Origin of the sequence: Reyranella sp. (genome assembly GCF_004297405.1) — a bacterium.
Classification (GTDB): domain Bacteria; phylum Pseudomonadota; class Alphaproteobacteria; order Reyranellales; family Reyranellaceae; genus Reyranella.
Genome location: NZ_SCVC01000032.1, coordinates 187,111 through 205,871, shown reverse-complemented (window position 1 = coordinate 205,871; position 18,761 = coordinate 187,111). Strand labels below are relative to the sequence as shown.

Here is an 18,761-nt window from a genome sequence, read left to right as displayed (position 1 = left end):
GTTCACTCAGACGCAAGGCCGCGCACTCCTGGACCGGGCGCTGCCGCCGTCTGCCCAGGGGCCGGACGAACCGGCAAAGCCTTGCGATGGTCGCCCGGACTGCGTCGAACGCTGACCGGCATGAGCTGCGGTTGCGGTGCGACGGTCGCAGGCACCGGCGTCGAGGCAATCTCGATCGGCGGCAAACCTTCCTTCAGGTCGCCCGGCAGGATGCCGTAGAGCGACGCGATATTCTCGACGATCACCTTCACCGAGGGTGCGGCGACCCAGCCGGCCGTCGCATAGCCACCCGTCTCGGGCAGGCCCTTGGGCTCATCGAGCGAATAGAGGATGACGAACTTGGGATCGTTCATGGGAAACATGCCCACGAACGAGCTGATCAGGGCTTTTTGACGGTAGCCGCCGCGGCCCGGCTTTTCGGCCGTGCCTGTCTTGCCGCCGACCTCGTAGCCCGGGAGGTTGGCGTTCTTGCCGGTGCCCTCGACGGCGTTCAGGCGCAGGAGCTGGCGCATGTTCACCGAGGTCTTGGTCTGGATGACGCGGCGACCCTTGTCGCTCGCCGCGGTGCGCTTGACCAGGGATGGCGGATAAAGAATGCCGCCATTCACCATGGCTGCCGAACCGGTGACGAGATGCAACGGCGTTACCGAGATACCGTGACCGAAAGCGATGGTCATGGTGTTGATCCTCATCCAGTGGCGCGGCCAGAGCGGCGCGGCCACTTCGGGAAGCTGCGTGTTGAGTGGCCTCAGGAAGCCGATCTTGTCCAAGAAGGCGCGCTGCCCCTCCGGCCCCATCACCTCGACCGCCATTTTGGCCGAGCCGATGTTGGACGAGAACTTGAAGATTTCCGCCACGTTCATCGGCCGGCGCTGCGCATGATCGTCGTTGATCGTGAAGCGGTCGATCCTGATCGGTGACGTGGCGTCGAAGACGCTGGCTACCGTCACCTTGCCACTGTCGAGCGCCATCGCGGTATTGAAGATCTTGAAGGTCGAACCCTGCTCGTAGACGCCCAGGGTAGCGCGATTGAACAGCGCCTCGTTGGTCAGTGTCTTGGTGCTGTTGGGATTGAAGGTCGGCGCCGAGGCCATGGCGAGGATCTCGCCGTTTGTCGCATCCATCACGATCGCGGTGCCGCCGATCGCTGAGAATTTATGGATCCCGCGCGCAAGTTCACGTTCGACCATGCGCTGCAGGCGCAGGTCGATCGACAGCTGGACCGTCTCGCCGCTCTGAAGCTGCTGGTCGAAGTAGCGCTCGACACCGGCCAGGCCCGAATTGTCGACGCTGGCATAGCCCAGAATGTGCGCCGCCGCCGTGCCTTGCGGATAGATGCGCCGTTCCTCGGCCTGGAAGTCGAGACCGGGAATGCCGAGCCGGTTGACGCGATCATGCTCGCGCGGGCTGAGCCCCCGCTTGATCCAGAAGAAGGTCTTGTCGGCTTCGAGCTTCTCGCGGACGTCCTCGTACTTGAGATCCGGCAGCGCCGTCACGATCTTGCGCGCGGCATCGAGCGGATCGATCACGAGGTGCGGATTGACGAAGGCCGACATGACCGGCACCGACGTCGCCAGCACGGCGCCGTTGCGGTCGACGATATCGGCGCGCTCCGACTGGATCGAACCGCCGCGGGCAGCTACGCGCTGCGTCGGCTCCGCACCATCGCGCAGCAGCGACACGTAGCCCATGCGCAGGCCGACGGCGGCGAAGGCCACGGCGAAGAGCGCCGAGGCGATCACCAGACGCTGGCGAGCGGTCTCCTGCAGATCGCCCTTGAGACGATCCTGCGGCGACCCGTAACGCGCGCCGGCCGCCGCGCTGCGCGCGACGGCCGGTTCGGGCGAGGCAGACCTGCGCCACAGTCTCACCGGCGACCCCCTTCGTTTCGCGAGAGGATCTCATCGATAGAGACTGCGACGCTCTGGCCGTCGCCAACCGGACCCGAGGTTGCCGGCTCTTGGATCTGGGCCGGTCGAGGGGGCGTCGTGGGTCCGGATGAACGCCCTGGAGGGGGTGCGGAGGCCGGCGAGGGGCTGCCGGCCTCCGCTGCGACGCGGGCACCACCGGGCAAAGTCGACGAGGGGACGTCGTTGCCCGTACGTGGGGGGGAAGGGAGTGGTGCTTCGCGCCGCGGGGGGACAGATTCGGGTTTGAGTTGATCGAGCCGGACCATCTGCTTGACCGAGGCCGACTCGAGTTTGAGGTGTTTCAGGGCGAGCGTCTCGATGCGCTCCGCCTCGTTGAGATGAGCCCATTCGACCCGCAGGATATGCGTGGCCTGCTGGCTCTCGATGATCTTCTGGTTGGTGCGGTCGATGCGCTCCTCGAGGTCCTGCACCTTGTACTTGATGGTGAACAGGCCCACGGCCGTGGCGATGGCGGCGACCGACCAGAACATGAGTCCACGATGGATCATGCGCGGCCTCCGGAAGCAGCGAGCTTCTCGGCAACGCGCAAGCGCGCCGAACGCGCGCGCGGATTGGCGGCGACCTCGGCCTCCGACGGCACCATCGGCTTGCGCGTGAGATCGCGCAGCGTGGCGTCCTGCTCGCCGGCACGCGGCGGCGCATGACGCGACGGGCTCGGCGTGCGACCGGCGCGGGCGCGCACGAATTCCTTCACAGCGCGATCTTCCAGCGAATGGAACGATACGACCGCGAGCCGGCCACCCGGCGCCAGCACTTGCTCGGCTGCGGCAAGGCCACGCTCGAGTTCGCCCAGCTCGTCGTTCACGGCAATGCGCAGCGCTTGGAAGGTGCGCGTCGCGGGGTCGCTTTCGTCCCTGCCCTGCGGGCCGACAGCGCGGCGCACGATCTCGGCCAACTCACCGGTGGTGTCGATGCGCTTGGTGCGGCGGGCTTCGACGATGGCGCGCGCGACGCGGCGGCTGCGCCGCTCCTCACCGTAGCGCCAGATGATGTCGGCGAGTTCCGTCTCGTCGCCCTCGTTCACCAGATCGGCCGCCGACGCGCCGCTCTTCTCCATGCGCATGTCGAGCGGACCGGAGGCGCGGAAGGAGAAACCGCGATCGGCCTGGTCGAACTGCATCGAGGAGACGCCGAGATCGAGCGCGACGCCGTCGACATCCTCGACGCCTTCGGCCGACAGGAGATCGGCCATGTCGCCGAAGCGGCCGTCGATCAGGCGCAGGCGTGGCGCGTAGCGTTCGGCCAGCACCTGGCCGGCCGCGATCGCATCGGGATCGCGATCGATGGCGATCACCTGACAGTCGGCACGATCGAGCATGGCTGTGGTGTAGCCGCCGGCACCGAAGGTGCCGTCGAGGTAGCGGCCACCGTCGCGCGGCTGCAATGCATCAACGACTTCGCGGGCCATCACCGGAACGTGGCGGACGGCGCTCATGCCTCGCCCCCTGCGTCACCGGCACTCAGGTTGCGCACGAAGGCCGCCATCTTCTCGCGCTCGGCCGCGCGGCGGGCTTGCCAGCGCGCCGGATTCCAGAGCTGGAACTTCTCGACCTTGCCGACCAGCATCACGCCGTCGGCGACATCGAGCGCCTCGACGAATTCAGCAGGCATGGAGAAGCGGCCGTCCGGCTCCATGGCGATGGTGCGGGCGCCGGCCGAGAGATAGCCCGCCGGATCGAATGCCTCGTCGTCCAGAGCGACCTTCAGCGAACCCTTGGGCCCCAGCGCCTCGGCACGCAGCCGCTCTAGCATGGCGTCGAAGCCCAGGCGCGAATTGCCGTTCACGACACCCGGAACATTGGGGGAGTGATAGAGCACGAAGGCGCCGCGATCGTCCGCAGGCAGCTCATCGCGAAAGGCGGCGGGCAACAGGACCCGACCCTTCTTATCCAACTTGATCAGGATTTCGGACCGGAATGCCACGGCCCTTCTCCCCCTACATCCCGCCGCAGGTGCCCCACGCTCCTGCGTTTCCTGTTACACGGGATACAATGGGATACCATGGGAAAGCCTGGGGCGCAATTCACAAAGACAGGAATCCACAAGGAATCTGAAGGCCTTAGACACAACATCTATTGTGCGCTCGCCACATGCAAACGCAAGCAGTTGTAAGTTCGACTCGTGACGCGAAATCGGACGAAGGGAATGAAGGGTCAGACGGCCTGTAAGCCGGGTTCTGTCCTCGCCCAAAAGCGATGGATGGCCATTCCTCTGGGATGCCCGTTGCCGAGCACCTCGCGCGACCGACCCGGGCGACGACGCGGAAACACCGCTGCCGGTTGCCCGGCGTGCCGCCCCTATTTGGTCTTGCTCCCGGTGGGGTTTGCCGTGCCGCTTCCGTTGCCGGTCGCGCGGTGGGCTCTTACCCCACCGTTTCACCCTTACCTGGCCAGCAAGCTGGCCCGGCGGTCTGTTCTCTGTGGCACTTTCCCTGGGGTCGCCCCCGCCGGTCGTTAACCGGCACCGTGTCTCCGTGGAGCCCGGACTTTCCTCACCCGACCGGTTACCCGTTCGAGTGCAGCCATCCAGCCGTCTGACCCGGGCGCTTGACTAGGCTGCTCCCCCCAGCGGGTCAAGCAGCCCGGCCAGCAGCGTCCGCGTCTCGGGATCGGCCATGCCATCGACTTGTGCAGGTCGGTAATGGCGCTGAAAGGCCTTTATGATCTCTTTCGGTGGGACAGCGATCGGAGGCGCATAACCGAAACGCTGCAAGGCTTTCTGAAAATCGCCGTCGAGCGGTCGCGCCCCGGCCCGCGGCCAGACTCCGATGCCGGCGTCGGCCAAGACCTTCCAGGGAAAACGGCGGCCCGGGTCGACCTTGCGCTGCGGCGCGATGTCGGAATGGCCCACGACATTACGCGGCACGATGGCGGGATGGCGCGCCAGGATGCCTCGACAAAGTTCGATCAACACTTCGATCTGACCCGGCGGATAGTCGTGGCGATCGCCATGCAGGTTGACGATCTCGATGCCGATCGATGTTGCGTTCAACGCTTCGCGGCCACGCCACCATGAACGGCCGGCGTGCCAGGCGGTGCGATCCTCGGCAACGAGTCGATACGCCATACCATCCTCGGCCAAGACATAGTGCGAGCTCACGCAATGCTCTCGCGTGCCGTCGCACAGGATGTCGAGCGACTCCTGCAGCGGCAGCTCGGTGTAGTGCAGCACCAGGATATCGACGACCGCCCCTTCGGGCCGTGGCGCATGATTGGGCGATGGCTGATCGACGAGCTTCACGGTCAGGCGGCGACCAGTCCGCGTTGCCGGCGCAGGCGATCGTAGGCGTCGTTGATCAGCGCGAGCTTGCGATTGGCCATCTCGATGGCCTCCTCCGGCAAGCCTTGCGCCATTAACTTGTCGGGATGATTGGCGCGAACCTGGCGCAGCCACGCTTCGCGGATCTGTTCGTCGGTCGCCAACGGGTCGATACCGAGCACAATGCAAGGCTCGCACTCCATGACGCCGAGCGCCGCGGCCTTGGCGCGTTCGAAGCGCGAGCTCTCCAGACCGAAGATGCGTGCGACCTTGGCGAGGTAGTCGGCTTCCGCGACATCGATCTCGCCATCGGCCTGGGCGATGCTGAACAGACCTTCGACCACGTTCTCGAGGATTTCCGGCGCGTCGGGAAAGAGCACCGCCACCTGCCGTGCATAGGTCTCGAAACCGCCGGCGTCGCGCTTGGCGAGATCGAAGAAGCGTTCGACATTGGCTTCCTCGCCCGGCGGCACCTGGAAGAAGGCACGGAACGCCGCGACTTCGACCTCCGACACTTCGCCATCGACCCGCGCCATCTTGGCGCCGAGCGCGATGACGCCGATCGTGAAACCGATCTGGCGCAGGCCGGGATGGCCACCATCGTCAGCCGGCGGCGAAGACAAGCCCAGCAACTCGGCGATGCCGAGGCCGTTCATGCCTTCCACAATTTTGTCCCAGATCCTCATGTCGAGCCTTATAGCAGCAGGGAACCCAGAGCGACGCAGACCAACAACACCAGCGCCAGCCACCGATAGAAGCGTTCACTGGCTAACGGAAACAGACGCTCGCCGAGCAGACCACCCGCTATGACCGCCGGCGCCAGGAACAGCCCGTAAACGCCAGTGCTCCATCCGATCAGATCGCGCGACGCGAAAGCTGTGATGGCAAACAAATCGACGAAAACGAAGTAGGTCGTGAGGTTGGCTCGCACGCGCGCCGCCGGATCCTCACCTGCGAGATAATAGAATGCGATCGGCGGACCGGCCATGCCCGAGAGGCCATTCAGAAAGCCGCTGGTCGCACCCGCCGTGAGAGTAGTCGCAGTCCCTGGTCGACCGGAAAAGCGCCAGCCGCTTGCCAGCATTATGACAGCACCGAGAACGATGGCGGAAATCGCCCAGCGCATCGGTTCGGGATCGGCCCATGTCAGCGTGAGGTTACCGAACGGTACGCCGATTGCCGCCGCCACCAACAAGACGCCGATGCGGCGCCAGTCGACGAGGCGCACGACCCTGGGCAACAGTGGCAGCGCCACGGCAATTTCCAGCAGCAAGCAGAGCGCGATGCCCACGGCGGGTCCGTAGAGCGCGGAAAATACCGGCGTCATCAGCATGGCGGCGCCGAAGCCCGCGAAGCCGCGCACCATGCCTGCAATGCAGGCAACGACGGCCGAAATCAGGAAGGGAGTGCTCAACAGGTCAGGCATAGCGGGCGCGGAAGCTAGCATTGCCGGACCGTCATCCGAGCATCATATAATGCAGGTCATGCCCTCAAAGAATCTCGCAGTGTCGGCGACCCCGCTCCTGATGCCGTACATCCAACGGCGGCCCGAGCTCGAAGGCGTAACGCCGAAACCTTTCAAGCTGGTTTCGGACTACACACCGGCAGGTGACCAGCCCGAGGCGATCCGGCAGCTCATCGAAGGCGTGTCGGGCGGCGAGCGCGACCAGGTACTGCTGGGCGTCACCGGCTCGGGCAAGACTTTCACCATGGCCAATGTCATCGCCTCGCAAGGACGGCCGGCACTCGTGATGGCGCCCAACAAGACGCTGGCGGCGCAGCTTTACAGCGAGATGAAGGGCTTCTTTCCGGATAACGCGGTCGAGTACTTCGTGTCGTACTACGACTACTACCAGCCCGAAGCCTATGTGCCGCGGACGGACACCTACATCGAGAAGGATTCGTCGATCAACGAGCAGATCGACCGCATGCGCCACTCCGCGACACGCGCCCTGATGGAGCGCGACGACGTGATCATCGTGGCCTCGGTCTCGTGCATCTACGGCATCGGCCCGCTGGAAAACTATCAGGCGATGACCTTCCGCCTGCACAAGGGTCAGAAGATCGATCGCACCACCCTGCTCCGCCGCTTCGTCGAGCAGCAGTACAAGCGTAATGACAACGCCTTCCAGCGCGGAACCTTCCGCGTGCGCGGCGATACCGTCGACCTCTTCCCGGCCCATTACGAGGACAAGGCCTGGCGCTTCGAGATGTTCGGCGACGAGATCGAATCGATCACCGAGTTCGATCCGCTGACGGGCGATAAAACCGTGTCGTTGTCGGACATCATCGTCTACGCCAACAGCCACTATGTGACGCCGAAGCCCACGATGCAGAAGGCGATCGACCAGATAAAGGGCGATCTCAAGCAGCGGCTCGACGAATTCAATCGCGCCGGCCGGCTCCTTGAAGCGCAGCGCCTGGAGCAACGCACGCTGTTCGACATCGAGATGCTGGAAACCACCGGCGCCTGCGCCGGCATCGAAAACTATTCGCGTTACCTCACCGGCCGCAAGCCGGGCGAGCCGCCGCCCACTCTGTTCGAATACTTCCCCGAGAACTCCCTGCTGATCTGTGACGAGAGCCACGTCACGGTGCCGCAGATCGGCGGCATGTTCCGCGGCGACTTCAACCGCAAGAGCGTGCTGGCCGAGTTCGGCTTCCGCCTGCCCTCGGCGATCGACAACCGGCCGCTGAAGTTCGAGGAGTGGGACACGCTGCGCCCGCAGACGACCTATGTCAGCGCCACGCCAGGCGACTGGGAGATGGAGCGCACGCAAGGCACCTTCATCGAGCAGGTGATCCGGCCCACAGGCCTGATCGACCCGACGGTGCTGATACGTCCGGTCGAGAAGCAGGTCGACGACCTGATCGCCGAGTGCCGCGACTGCGCCAAGAAGGGCCAGCGCGTGCTGGTCACGGTGCTGACCAAGCGCATGGCCGAGGATCTCGTGGAGTACATGCATGAGGCCGGCATCCGCTGCCGCTACCTGCACTCCGACATCGACACCCTGGAGCGTATCGAGATCATCCGCGACCTGCGGCTCGGCGCCTTCGATGTGCTGGTGGGCATCAACCTGCTGCGCGAGGGTCTCGACATTCCCGAATGCGCCCTGGTCGCCATCCTCGATGCCGACAAGGAAGGCTTCCTGCGTTCGCCGACCTCGCTGGTGCAGACGATCGGCCGCGCCGCCCGCAACGTCGACGGCCGGGTCATCCTCTATGCCGACAAGATGACGGACTCGATCAAGTACGCCATGGCCGAGACCGACCGGCGGCGCGCCAAGCAGACGGCCTATAATAAGGAGCACGGCATCACGCCGGCCTCGGTGAAGAAGAACATTGCCGAGATCCTGCAGTCGACTGCCGAGCGCGATCACTACACCGTCGACACCGGCGTGTCGGGCGACGTCCATCTGGTCGGGCACAATCTGCGCACCCACATTGCCGAACTCGAAAAGCGCATGCGCGCTGCCGCCGCCGACCTCGAATTCGAGGAAGCCGGCCGCCTGCGCGACGAGATCCGCCGCCTCGAGGCCCACGAGCTCGAGCTGCCAGGCCAGGCTGCAAGCGCCAATGTCGGCGTGCATCTCGGCAAGATGCAGCACTCCCGCGTCTTCCGCGGCGTGCGCACCGGCTCCGGTTCACGCGGCAAGCCGGCGCGGCGCAGCGGCCGATAGGAAATAGGCGATGCGCTTGCGCGCCCTGGCCGCCCTACTTTTCTTCGTGTTGGCGTGGCCGGCCGTGGCGCAGGAGCGCGAGCAGATCGTGCGCATGCCCGGTCCTGGCGGATCGAACTTGATCGCCACAGTGCTGCGGCCACCGGGAGAGGTACGCCAGCCACTGGTCGTTATCAATCACGGTTCGCCGGCCGACGGTTCGCGGCGCGCTACCATGGAACGGCCACGGTACGTCACCCTTTCCTCCTGGTTCCTGGCGCGCGGCTACGTCGTCGCCCTGCCGATGCGACGTGGTTATGGCGACAGCGGCGGTACCTGGGCCGAGGGCTACGGCTTCTGTGACACGCCTGACTATTTCAATGCCGGCCTGCAAAGCGCCAGCGACATCCAGGCCACGATCGACTACATGCGCAGCCAGCCCTATGTCGCGGCGGACCGCACGATCGTCGTCGGTCAGTCGGCCGGGGGCTGGGCAGCAATCGCCTTGTCGAGCCGCAACCCGCCCGGCGTTTCCGGCATGATCAACTTCGCTGGCGGCCGCGGTGGACATCAGAAGCTCGCCGGTGGTGGCATCGGCAACTGCACGCCGAGCGCGCTGGTCGATGCAGCCGGGCGCTATGGCGCGACAGCGCGCGTGCCGATGCTCTGGATCTATGCCGAGAACGATAGCTTCTTCGAACCCGCACTCGCCCAGCGCATGGCCGAGGCCTACGACAAGGCTGGCGGCAAGGCGACATACAAGCCGCTCGGACCGTTCGACCGCGATGGTCACAGTCTCGCCGGTGCGAGCAACGGCACACCCGTCTGGTCACCGCTGGTCGAAACTTTCCTCAGTGGCTTGAGGTAGAAAGCAGCCCGCACGTTATAGTCGCGGCGCAATGTCTTCTGCCGCGCCGACCGACCTTCGCCGTTATCTGATCGCCCTCGTCTCCCTCACTCTGGTGCAGGTCGTCGCGACCATGGGCTTCAACCAGGCCTCGGTGCTGGCGCCCGCCGCTGCACCGGCGCTGGGCGTCGCCGCCGCCGACGTCGCCTACTATGTCTCGCTGGTCTATCTCGCGGCGATGATCTCGACCCTGGGCGGCGGCGCAATCAATCGGCGCCTGGGACCCATCCGCTTCATCCAGACCGGCCTCACCGTGGCAGCGATCGGCTCTTTCATCTTCGCCGTGGGCGGCGTGACGATGGCGACCTTCTCGGCACTGATCGTCGGCCTGGGCTCTGGGCCGCTCACCATTGCCAGCTCCCACATCCTGGCGCGCGTTTCGCCGCCGCGCCTCGCCAACGTCACCTTCTCGCTGAAGCAAAGCGGCGTACCAGTGGGCTTCGCGATCTGCGGTGCCGTACTGCCGACCCTGGCGCTCGATTTCGGCTGGCGCTGGGCCGCGGCCAGCATCGGCTTCCTGTCGCTTGCGACCGTCATCGCCGTCCAACCGCTGCGTCGGCTCTACGACGAGGAACAGGCGAGCGACCAGGTCGGGCGGCGGTTCCTGCCCACGGCCGCCGAGATCTTCGAGCCGCTGCGGCTTGCCTGGCGCGACCCGATCCTGCGGCCGATGTGTTTCATCGGCATGCTCTTCTCGGCGACGCAAGCGATTGTCGTGAACTTCACGGTCGTCTACGCCGTCGACGGCTTGAAAATGTCGTACGTGCTGGCCGGCGCCCTGCTTTCGGCGGCGACGGTCACTGGCGCCTTCGGCCGCGTCTTCTGGGGCGCCTTGGCTGATCTGTTGCGGCGACCCTCGACCGTGCTGGCAGGCATCGGCGGCATCGTCGCGATCGCGGCAACAACAATGGCCTTTTCGACGCCCGACTGGCCGATCACCGCCGTCTATATCGTCTGCATCGTGCTGGGCGGCACTGCCGTCGGCTGGAACGGCGTCTTCATCGCCGAGAGTGCCTCACGCGCACCACCCGGCCGGGCTGCGGAGTTTACCGGCGCCACGCAGCTCTTCGTCTTTTTCGGTGCGCTCCTCTCGCCGCTGCTGTTCCGCACGGTCCTGGCAATCACCCATTCTTACGAGGCGGGCTATCTCCTACTGGCGGCCGGTGTCACCGTCTGCTCGTTCCTGTTGGCGCGCGCAGCGATGCGATCAAGGGTCACCCCTCGGCGCTGAGCGCGCTTTCGTGCCAGCGGCGCAGCAGAAGGTGCGAGAGCAACGACAGCAACAGGTAGATCGCGATGCCGGCCAACGAGATCAGCACGAGTGCTGCAAACATGCGCGGGATCTTGAGCTGGTAGCCTGATTCGAGGATGCGATAGGCGAGACCTGACTCCCGTCCGCCCGAACCTGCCACGAACTCCGCCACGACGGCGCCTATCAGCGCCAGGCCACCCGAGATGCGCAGGCCACCCAGGAAGTACGGCAGAGCCGCCGGCAGGCGCAGATCGATCAGCGTGCGCCAGCGTCCCGCACCATAGAGTTCAAAGAGGTCGAGCAGGTTGCGGTCGACCGAGCGCAGGCCCAGCACCGTGTTGGACAGGATGGGAAAGAAGGCGACCAGCCAAGCGCAGATCAACAGCGAGAGATTGACGTCGTCGACCCAGGCGATGATCAGCGGCGCAATGGCCACGATCGGCGTCACCTGCAGGATGATGGCATAGGGAAAGAACGACAGCTCGATCCAGCGCGACAGCGAAAACAGTATGGCCAACGCCACGCCGACGATCACCGCCGCGGCCAGCGCCTGCATCGTGATCTCCAGTGTGATGATGAGCGCCGGCCAAAGCGTCGACCAGTCGCTGACCAGCGTCTTGGCGATGAGAATCGGACCCGGCAGCACATAGGGTGGGATCGCCGCGGTCCGCACCACGGCCTCCCACAGGACGAGCATCACGAGGCCGACCAGGATCGGCGCGAGGAAGCGCGCACTCATGCCGCCAGCGCCTCGGAGAGCTGCGCCGAAGTCAGCCGGCAGAGGGCGGCATATTCCGCCGACGTGCCGAAGGCCTCAGTGCGCGGATAGGCGGCAGGAATGGCGAGTTCGGACAGCACGCGGCCGGGCCGCGCGCTCATCACGGCAATGCGCTGCGAGAGGAAGACCGACTCGAACACCGAATGGGTCACGAACACCGCGGTGAACCGCGTGCGCTGCCACAGGTCGAGAAGGTCGGTGTTGAGCCGGCGGCGGGTGATCTCGTCGAGCGCGGCGAAAGGTTCGTCCATCAGCAGCAGCTTGGGCTCGGTGACCAGCGCCCGCGCGATCGACACGCGCATCTTCATGCCGCCCGACAGTTCGCGCGGATAGCTGCGCTCGAAGCCGGCCAGGCCGACATGGCCCAGCGCCTCGGCCGCACGCGCCTCGCGTTCGGACCGCGCGACGCCCGCGAGCTTGAGTGGCAGCGCCACGTTGGCAAGCGCCGTGGTCCAGGGCATCAGGGTCGGTTCCTGGAAGACAAAGCCCAGGTCCGGCCTGCCCGATGGCCATTCGATGGTACCGGAGGTCGGCTGCGCGAGGCCCGCGATCAGGCGCAGCAAGGTCGACTTGCCGCAACCCGACGGCCCCAGCACGCTCAGGAATTCACCAGCCTCGATGTCGAGCGATGTCCCTTCGAGGGCTCGCACACCGTTGGCGAAATCCTTGGAGACGTCACGAACGCCGACGAGTCGCATCAAGTCTTCGGCTAAAGCGAGGTCAGGCGGGCGGGAGCGTCAGGTCGAGCTGGGCCGACCAGACTGGCATCGGCAGCGTGTCGCGCGCCGCAAGGTTGGCCGGCAGCGCCGCGCGGTCTGTCGCCTTGGCGAAAGGCAGCACGAGCCCGCTGCGCACCCCGAACACGGCATCGCCGTCGAGATGCTCATCGTCCTCGGGAAAGAATTCGGTGATCAACGGCTGATGGCCCGGCGCCTGGATGATCATGTGCAGATGCGCCGGCCGCCAGGCATCGCGACCCAGGACCCGCAGCATGTCGCCGGCCGGGCCGTCGTCCGGCACCTTGTAGGAGACCGGTCGCACCGTGGAGAAGGCGAAGCTGCCGTCGACCGCCACGGGAAGGCGCGCGTGATAATTGGTTGGCGACTGCGCCGAATCCTGCTGGGCGTAGAGGCCGTTGCCGGCGTTCTGCCACAGCGCCAGCACCGCGCCCTTGGCTGGAGCGCCCTTCGCATCGACGATCCGGCCGCTCACGACCAGCGGTTCGCCGACCTGGCCGCGCCACAGATCACCCCCGTTCGGCAGCTCGGGCGCGCCTTCGATGTGGAACGGGCCCAGCACCGACGACGGCGTCCCGCTGCCCGCGGCGTTCACCATGTCGATCAGCGAGGACACGCCCAGCAGGTCGGAGAAGAGAATGTATTCGTTGCGCTTGTCGTCGGTGAACTTGGCCGCGCGGGTCAGCGCGTCGATGGCGGCGCCCCACTCCGCCTGGGTCACCTTGTTCTCGCGCACGAAGCTGTGGAGATGGCCGGCCAGGGAGACCAGCAAGGTCCGCGCGCGGGCCGACGGCGCGTTCCGGGCATAGTCGGCAAAAGCCTGGGTGATCGACGTCGGGGTCAGGTTGCGCATCGAAGATCCTCGCGCCTAGCGCGGCGCCCGCAGGAGGGCGTCATAGTCGGCCCGCAGCAGGGCGAAGAGCAGATGGTCGGCCCACTGCCCGTTGATGCGCAGATATTGCCGCGCCAGTCCTTCCTCATGGAACCCGACCTTGGTCAGGACAGCCTTGGAGGGTTCGTTGTGCGGCAGGCAGGCCGCTTCGAGCCGATGCAGCCGCAGCTCGTCGAAAACGAACGGCAGGGTGGCTCGCAGAGCGTCTGTCATCAGGCCTTGGCCGGCATAGGGCTGGCCCATCCAGTAGCCGACCGACGCCGTCTGGGCGACGCCGCGCCGGACGTTGCTCAGGTTGATGCCGCCGACCAGCCGCCGGCCCTCGTTGTGGAAGGCGAAAAGGCCGTAGGCCTCGCCGGCCCGCCATTCCTTGATCTGCTGGCGCAGGCGACGCCGGAAATGGTCCCGGCCGAGGGAATCCTCGGGCCAGGTCGGCTCCCAGGGAGTCAGGAAAGCCCTACTCCGAGCCCGTAATTCAGCCCATTCCGGCCAGTCGTCCATGGTCGGGGCGCGCAGAAAAACCCGCCTGCCGGCGATCCGGGTCATCCCCGACAGCGACAACGGGACGTCGGCAAAGCGGAACATCTTGGTCTATAATAATAGGTCTTCGGAATTCTTGCATGTTTTCCGAGGATTGGCGTAGGAAATTGAGACTGTCCGCCGCGCCTGATGGTCGAGAAAGAGCCGCCGCCAGCTTGCCTAACGGGCGTATGAACCCATTTAGAGTATCCGCTGAGGCATGGTCTGTTATGGAAACGGATAATAAACCGAGTGTCGGCCAGAAGGGCCGCTTCTACCTGACGAAGAACATCTGGCTGCCACAAGAGCCGCTCGAGAAGTTCAATCTCAAGCTCTCCGATATGATTCTGCGCAACATGCCCAAGTTGCCGCTGGGCGGCGACGATGCGCTGAAGGTCTTCCCGGTCCTGTCCGAACTCAAGAAGAGCCACGACAAGATCAAGGCCGACCTCAACTACCTGCTGAGCCATCACGAGGAAATCCCGGCGCTCCACGAGGTCCATCCACGCGACCTCTACGTGCCGGGCCGCGCCTGGCGTACCTTCCTGCTGAAGCTGTGGGGCCACGACGTCCCGGAGAATGCGGCGGCGGTGCCGGACACGATCGCGGCGATCAACAAGATCCCCGGCGTGCATACCGCCCTCTTCAGCATCCTTCACGGCTATGCCGAGATCGAACCCCATCGTGGTTCGGCCGCCGGCGTCATCCGCTTCCACTACCCGCTGATCGTGCCGACCGAACCGGAGAAGTGCTGGATCGAAATCGGCGGCCATCACTTCTTCTGGAAGGAAGGCGAGCCGCTGGTGTTCGACGACACGCGCGAGCACTGGGTGAAGAACCAGACCGACCAGACGCGCGTGGTGCTGATCATCGACTTCAACGCTGAAATGCCGTTCCCGGTGAATCTCTACACCGGCCTGCGCTACAACCTCGTCCGCCGCAGCGCCGAGGTGAAGGCAGTGATCGAACGCGCCTCGATCGGCGTCCCGCCGCGCGCCACCCAGACGGAACTGGCGAAGGCGGCTTAATCGGCTGCAGCGTCATTGCGAATGAAGCGAGGGATTCTTTCCGATCGGGAAGGTCCCTCGTTGCATTTGGAATGCTGCGGTCACTCGCGGCTCGCCCCCATCCTCACACCATCAGGCGAGTGGCGGCAGACACAAGGCAGACGTAGTCTCGCCGATGTAAGCCACCGCGTTTCCGCGGAGGCGAGATCGGTTGGAGACACACCATGTCGGTCACCGATAAGTCGTTCATCGGTTCGATTCCCGAACTCTACGACCGGCTGATGGTGCCGCTGATCTTCGAATATTGTGCGCGCGATCTGGCGGCGAGAGCGGTGGCGCTTGCGCCCCGATCTGTCCTCGAAGTGGCAGCAGGAACCGGCGTGGTGACGCGGGCACTCGCCGCAGGATTGCCGGCCGATACGAGACTGGTAGCCACAGATCTCAACCAGCCGATGCTCGACCAGGCGCGCAAACAGTTGGCAAATGCTCCGCACGTCATCTTCAGGCAAGCCGATGCCCAGGCGCTTCCTTTCGACGATGCCCAGTTCGACGTCGTGCTCTGCCAGTTCGGCGTGATGTTCTTCCCCGATAGAGCCAAGGCTTATCGGGAGGCGAAGCGTGTCCTGAAACCCGGTGGACACTACCTATTCAATGTGTGGGACCGGATCGAAGACAACGAGTTCGCCGACGAAGTGACACGAGCCCTCGCTCCGCTCTTTCCTTCCGATCCACCGCGCTTCCTGCCAAGGACGCCATATGGGTATCACGATCCCAATGCCATCCGCGCCGATCTCGACGCCGCAGCCTTCGAGACTGTCTCGATCGCGCCGTTGGCGACCTTGAGCAACGCTCCCTCACCCAACGATGCGGCTATGGCCTACTGTCAGGGCACGCCGCTGCGCACAGAGATCGAGGCTCGAGGCGGCTCGCTGGAAGAAGCGACGCGGATCGCAGCAGCAGCCATTGCAAGACGCTTTGGGCACGGTGCCGTAAGCAGCCGCATTCGGGCGCTGGTCGTGACGGCGAAGTGATGCAGGCGTACGCAATCGATTGCATTTCCTCCCCATTCAAATGGAGAGGAGGTCCAGTTACGCCGCCAGACGAGCGGCGATCTTGTCCAGCGGTTCCAGGCCGTCGATCGGTCCCAGGGCGGCGAGCGTGAGCTTGCCCTGCAACAGGCGCCGGGCGACGCGGCGCACCGCTTCCTGATCCACGGCTTCGATACGGGCCACGACCTCGGCATAGGGGATTGGCCGGCCATGGACGATGAGATGGCGTGCGGCCTGCTCGCAGCGCGCGCCACTCGACTCCAAAGCCATCAAGGTCCCCGCCTTGATCTGGTTGCGTGCACGCACCAGTTCCGCCTCGTTCAGCGTCTCGGCGACGCCCACGAATTCGTCGCACACTGCCGGCACCAGCTCGGCGAGATCGTCCTCGCCCGTACCGGCATAGATGCCAAACAGGCCGCCGTCGGCGTAGGCCGTGTTGAAGCAGTGGATGCCGTAGACCAGCCCGCGCTCCTCGCGGATGCGCTGGAAGAGGCGCGAGGACATGCCGCCGCCAAACAGCGTCGAATAGACGGCGAGCGCAAAATAGTCCGGGTCGCGATAGCCGATCCCCTCGCAGCCCAGCACGAGATGGGCCTGTTCGAGCACCCTCGTCTCGCGGCCATCGCCGCCGACATAGGCCAGCGGCACCGGCTGCTCGGCGTTGGCAGGCGTGCGCGGCACCGAACCAAAGTGCTTCTCGGCGAGATCAACGATGTGATCGTGCTCGACCCGACCCGCCGCCGACAGGACCATGTTCGACGCGGTGTAGTGGCGCGCGAGATAGGCAAAGAGGTCGTCGCGGCCGATCGCCTCGACGGTCGCCGCGGTGCCCAGTACCGGCCGGCCCAGCGGCTGACCGGGCAGTGCGGTTTCCTGGAACTGATCGAAGATGATGTCGTCGGGCGTATCGAGCGCCTGGCCGATCTCCTGCAGGATGACGCCACGCTCGCGCTGCAGCTCGTCGGGATCGAACACCGAGTTGCGCAGGATGTCGGCGATCATCTCGACACCGAGGCCCACATCCTCTTTGAGCACCGAGGCGTGATAGGCAGTGATCTCTCGGCCCGTATAGGCGTTGAGGCTGCCGCCGACATTCTCGATCTCCTCGGCGATGGCGCGGGCCGAGCGGGTGCGCGTCCCCTTGAACGCCATGTGCTCCAGCATGTGCGCCATGCCGTTCAGCTCGGCGGCTTCGTGACGCGTACCGCAGGCAACCCAGATGCCGAGCGAAGCCGATTCGACCTCCGGCATCTCGTCGACTGCAACGCGCAGTCCGTTGCCGAGTGTCGTAACCTTGACGTTGCTCATGTCCTCACCTTGGCGCGCGTTGCCGGCGCCGTAGCCATTGCGCGGCGTTCATCGATCATAGCCTTGAGCGCCTCGACGTCGTTGCGCAGCCCATCGACCCGTTCTGCCCGCTCCAACAGATCGCCCAACCGTGCCGGTAGCGGCGGCCGCTCGCCGGTGGCCTTCTCGACAGCATCGGGAAATTTGGCCGGATGCGCCGTCGCCAGCACCACCATGGGGATCGAGTTATCGCGGCGGTGTTGCTGGGCCACGGCATAGCCCACCGCCGTGTGCGGATCGATGGTCTCGCCGAACCGACGGCGGCAATCGGCAATGGCGGCGATCGTGCCGGCATCGTCGAGGCGGCCGGCATCGAAGAGCTGGCGAACGCCAGTGAACGCATTGTCGCCGACCTTGAGCGTGCCGGTGCTGCGGAAAGCCGTCATGGCATCGGCCAGGGTCGCGCCGTTGCGGTCATAGAGATCGAACAGCAGGCGCTCGAAGTTACTCGAGATCTGGATGTCCATGCTGGGGCTGAGCGTCGGCACGACTTCAGACATCGTCATGGTGCCGCTCTCGAAGAAGCGCGCCAGGATGTCGTTGCTGTTGGCGCCGACGACGAAATGCGAGATCGGCAGGCCCATCTGCTTGGCGGCATAGCCGGCATAGACATTGCCGAAGTTGCCGCTGGGCACGGTGAAGGCCACCGGCCGGTCCGGCGCGCCAAGCTTCAGCGCCGCCCAGAAGTAATAGACGATCTGGGCCATAACGCGGGCGAAGTTGATCGAGTTCACCGCCGTCAGCGCATGACGATCGCGGAAGGCGAGATCGTTGAAGCAAGCCTTGGCGAGGTCCTGGCAATCGTCGAACGTGCCCTGCACCGCGATGTTGTGCACGTTGGGCGCCAGCACCGTCGTCATCTGCCGGCGCTGCACCTCGCTCACGCGTCCCTTGGGGAACAGCATGAAGATGTCGATCGTCTTGCGATCGCGCACCGCCTCGATCGCCGCCGAGCCAGTGTCGCCCGACGTCGCGCCAACGATGGTGGCGTGCTGGCCGCGCACGGTCAGCGTCTGGTCGAGCATGCGGCCGAGAAGCTGCAGCGCCACGTCCTTGAAGGCGAGAGTCGGACCGTGGAACAGCTCGAGAAGATGCAGCCCGCTGTCGCCCAACGGCTTCAGCGGCGCGACCTCCGGCGTCTCGAACGAGGCATAGGCCTCGCCGATCAGGCGGCGGAACGTCACTTCGTCGAATGTGTCGCCGACGAAGGGCCGCATCACGCGGAAAGCGAGTTCCGTATAGGTCAGGCCCTTCAGCCCGGCGATCTCGGCCTTGCTGAACTGCGGCCACTCGGCAGGAAGGTAGAGACCGCCGTCGCGGGCAAGGCCCGCGAGCATGACGTCTTCGAAGCCGAGCGGCGCGGGATTACCCTGCGAACCGTGGCGAGTGCTGATGTAACGCAACTAATACTCCGATATCGCGACC

At 65.3% G+C, this 18,761-nt stretch carries 18 protein-coding genes and 1 other RNA gene; 5 read left to right on the top strand and 14 right to left on the bottom strand.

Annotation, left to right across the window (positions count from 1 at the left end):
* Nucleotides 1-2 precede the first annotated feature (2 nt).
* The 8 genes from EPO50_RS21075 to EPO50_RS21040 form a co-directional block, all read right to left on the bottom strand.
* Nucleotides 3-1,871 (bottom strand): penicillin-binding protein 2, encoded by a 1,869-nt coding sequence (locus EPO50_RS21075; protein WP_296347154.1) that lies wholly within the window; start codon nt 1,869-1,871, stop codon nt 3-5.
* A complete protein-coding gene (locus tag EPO50_RS21070; protein WP_296347150.1) occupies nt 1,868-2,419 on the bottom strand; it encodes a hypothetical protein in 552 nt (183 codons plus the stop codon). The genes EPO50_RS21075 and EPO50_RS21070 overlap by 4 nt, the downstream gene beginning before the upstream one ends.
* The gene (gene rsmH, locus EPO50_RS21065; RefSeq protein WP_367268057.1) at nt 2,416-3,366 is read right to left on the bottom strand and encodes a 16S rRNA (cytosine(1402)-N(4))-methyltransferase RsmH; all 951 of its coding nucleotides are present in this window, start codon (nt 3,364-3,366) and stop codon (nt 2,416-2,418) included. The genes EPO50_RS21070 and rsmH overlap by 4 nt, the downstream gene beginning before the upstream one ends.
* Nucleotides 3,363-3,854 carry a hypothetical protein gene (locus EPO50_RS21060; protein ID WP_296347148.1) on the bottom strand — a complete coding sequence of 164 codons (492 nt, stop codon included), beginning with the start codon at nt 3,852-3,854 and terminating at the stop codon, nt 3,363-3,365. The genes rsmH and EPO50_RS21060 overlap by 4 nt, the downstream gene beginning before the upstream one ends.
* Before the next feature lie 226 nt (nt 3,855-4,080).
* An RNA gene (rnpB, locus tag EPO50_RS21055) (RNase P RNA component class A) lies at nt 4,081-4,468 on the bottom strand.
* Between the two features lie 13 nt (nt 4,469-4,481).
* The gene (locus tag EPO50_RS21050) at nt 4,482-5,171 is read right to left on the bottom strand and encodes an N-acetylmuramoyl-L-alanine amidase (RefSeq protein WP_296347146.1); all 690 of its coding nucleotides are present in this window, start codon (nt 5,169-5,171) and stop codon (nt 4,482-4,484) included.
* A 2-nt stretch (nt 5,172-5,173) separates the two neighbouring features.
* The gene (locus EPO50_RS21045; protein ID WP_296347145.1) at nt 5,174-5,845 is read right to left on the bottom strand and encodes a molecular chaperone DjiA; all 672 of its coding nucleotides are present in this window, start codon (nt 5,843-5,845) and stop codon (nt 5,174-5,176) included.
* A gap of 38 nt (nt 5,846-5,883) precedes the next feature.
* Nucleotides 5,884-6,615: a sulfite exporter TauE/SafE family protein gene (locus EPO50_RS21040; RefSeq protein ID WP_296347143.1), complete on the bottom strand. Its 732-nt coding sequence runs from the start codon at nt 6,613-6,615 to the stop codon at nt 5,884-5,886.
* Here EPO50_RS21040 and uvrB point away from each other — a divergent pair.
* The 3 genes from uvrB to EPO50_RS21025 are packed head-to-tail and all read left to right on the top strand — an operon-like array spanning nt 6,554 to nt 10,986.
* Nucleotides 6,554-8,869, top strand: a complete 2,316-nt coding sequence (gene uvrB / locus EPO50_RS21035) for an excinuclease ABC subunit UvrB (protein ID WP_296347142.1) — start codon at nt 6,554-6,556, stop codon at nt 8,867-8,869. The two genes, EPO50_RS21040 and uvrB, sit on opposite strands and share 62 nt — an antisense overlap.
* 10 nt (nt 8,870-8,879) lie before the next feature.
* On the top strand, nt 8,880-9,716 hold the full coding sequence (locus tag EPO50_RS21030; protein WP_296347140.1) for a CocE/NonD family hydrolase: 837 nt from the start codon (nt 8,880-8,882) through the stop codon (nt 9,714-9,716).
* A 31-nt stretch (nt 9,717-9,747) separates the two neighbouring features.
* Nucleotides 9,748-10,986, top strand: coding sequence for an MFS transporter (locus EPO50_RS21025; protein ID WP_296347137.1), 1,239 nt, complete (start codon nt 9,748-9,750; stop codon nt 10,984-10,986).
* Here the strand turns inward: EPO50_RS21025 and EPO50_RS21020 are convergent.
* From EPO50_RS21020 to EPO50_RS21005, 4 genes are read right to left on the bottom strand one after another with little or no spacing between them, the layout of a single operon-like run.
* Nucleotides 10,970-11,746, bottom strand: coding sequence for an ABC transporter permease (locus EPO50_RS21020; protein ID WP_296347135.1), 777 nt, complete (start codon nt 11,744-11,746; stop codon nt 10,970-10,972). The two genes, EPO50_RS21025 and EPO50_RS21020, sit on opposite strands and share 17 nt — an antisense overlap.
* Entirely contained in the window at nt 11,743-12,483 is a 741-nt protein-coding gene (locus EPO50_RS21015; protein WP_296347133.1) for an ABC transporter ATP-binding protein, read from the bottom strand. The genes EPO50_RS21020 and EPO50_RS21015 overlap by 4 nt, the downstream gene beginning before the upstream one ends.
* Before the next feature lie 22 nt (nt 12,484-12,505).
* Nucleotides 12,506-13,375 (bottom strand): dioxygenase, encoded by an 870-nt coding sequence (locus EPO50_RS21010; protein WP_296347131.1) that lies wholly within the window; start codon nt 13,373-13,375, stop codon nt 12,506-12,508.
* 15 nt (nt 13,376-13,390) lie between these two features.
* Nucleotides 13,391-13,999, bottom strand: coding sequence for a GNAT family protein (locus tag EPO50_RS21005; protein ID WP_296347129.1), 609 nt, complete (start codon nt 13,997-13,999; stop codon nt 13,391-13,393).
* Between the two features lie 164 nt (nt 14,000-14,163).
* Here EPO50_RS21005 and EPO50_RS21000 point away from each other — a divergent pair, with 164 nt between their 5' ends.
* Both EPO50_RS21000 and EPO50_RS20995 read left to right on the top strand, forming a co-directional pair.
* Nucleotides 14,164-14,961, top strand: a complete 798-nt coding sequence (locus EPO50_RS21000) for an aspartyl/asparaginyl beta-hydroxylase domain-containing protein (protein WP_296347127.1) — start codon at nt 14,164-14,166, stop codon at nt 14,959-14,961.
* A 203-nt stretch (nt 14,962-15,164) separates the two neighbouring features.
* Nucleotides 15,165-15,971 (top strand): class I SAM-dependent methyltransferase, encoded by an 807-nt coding sequence (locus EPO50_RS20995; RefSeq protein WP_296347125.1) that lies wholly within the window; start codon nt 15,165-15,167, stop codon nt 15,969-15,971.
* A 57-nt stretch (nt 15,972-16,028) separates the two neighbouring features.
* Here EPO50_RS20995 and EPO50_RS20990 read toward each other — a convergent pair whose 3' ends face one another.
* Together EPO50_RS20990 and thrC are read right to left on the bottom strand one after the other, a co-directional pair.
* A complete protein-coding gene (locus EPO50_RS20990; RefSeq protein WP_296347124.1) occupies nt 16,029-17,297 on the bottom strand; it encodes a pitrilysin family protein in 1,269 nt (422 codons plus the stop codon).
* Entirely contained in the window at nt 17,294-18,739 is a 1,446-nt protein-coding gene (gene thrC / locus EPO50_RS20985; RefSeq protein WP_296347122.1) for a threonine synthase, read from the bottom strand. Before thrC ends, EPO50_RS20990 begins: the two co-directional genes overlap by 4 nt.
* Between the last annotated feature and the right edge of the window lie 22 nt (nt 18,740-18,761).

What these genes read in the sequence shown, in the direction of transcription:
- EPO50_RS20990 (WP_296347124.1), bottom strand. Translation starts at nt 17,297, where the DNA reads ATGAGCAACGTCAAGGTTACGACACTCGGCAACGGACTGCGCGTTGCA.
- EPO50_RS21010 (WP_296347131.1), bottom strand. Translation starts at nt 13,375, where the DNA reads ATGCGCAACCTGACCCCGACGTCGATCACCCAGGCTTTTGCCGACTAT.
- EPO50_RS21030 (WP_296347140.1), top strand. Translation starts at nt 8,880, where the DNA reads ATGCGCTTGCGCGCCCTGGCCGCCCTACTTTTCTTCGTGTTGGCGTGG.
- EPO50_RS21070 (WP_296347150.1), bottom strand. Translation starts at nt 2,419, where the DNA reads ATGATCCATCGTGGACTCATGTTCTGGTCGGTCGCCGCCATCGCCACG.
- EPO50_RS21000 (WP_296347127.1), top strand. Translation starts at nt 14,164, where the DNA reads ATGGAAACGGATAATAAACCGAGTGTCGGCCAGAAGGGCCGCTTCTAC.
- EPO50_RS21040 (WP_296347143.1), bottom strand. Translation starts at nt 6,615, where the DNA reads ATGCCTGACCTGTTGAGCACTCCCTTCCTGATTTCGGCCGTCGTTGCC.
- EPO50_RS21045 (WP_296347145.1), bottom strand. Translation starts at nt 5,845, where the DNA reads ATGAACGGCCTCGGCATCGCCGAGTTGCTGGGCTTGTCTTCGCCGCCG.
- EPO50_RS20995 (WP_296347125.1), top strand. Translation starts at nt 15,165, where the DNA reads ATGTCGGTCACCGATAAGTCGTTCATCGGTTCGATTCCCGAACTCTAC.
- EPO50_RS21025 (WP_296347137.1), top strand. Translation starts at nt 9,748, where the DNA reads ATGTCTTCTGCCGCGCCGACCGACCTTCGCCGTTATCTGATCGCCCTC.
- uvrB (WP_296347142.1), top strand. Translation starts at nt 6,554, where the DNA reads ATGCCTGCAATGCAGGCAACGACGGCCGAAATCAGGAAGGGAGTGCTC.
- EPO50_RS21005 (WP_296347129.1), bottom strand. Translation starts at nt 13,999, where the DNA reads ATGTTCCGCTTTGCCGACGTCCCGTTGTCGCTGTCGGGGATGACCCGG.
- EPO50_RS21020 (WP_296347135.1), bottom strand. Translation starts at nt 11,746, where the DNA reads ATGAGTGCGCGCTTCCTCGCGCCGATCCTGGTCGGCCTCGTGATGCTC.
- EPO50_RS21015 (WP_296347133.1), bottom strand. Translation starts at nt 12,483, where the DNA reads ATGCGACTCGTCGGCGTTCGTGACGTCTCCAAGGATTTCGCCAACGGT.
- rsmH (WP_367268057.1), bottom strand. Translation starts at nt 3,366, where the DNA reads ATGAGCGCCGTCCGCCACGTTCCGGTGATGGCCCGCGAAGTCGTTGAT.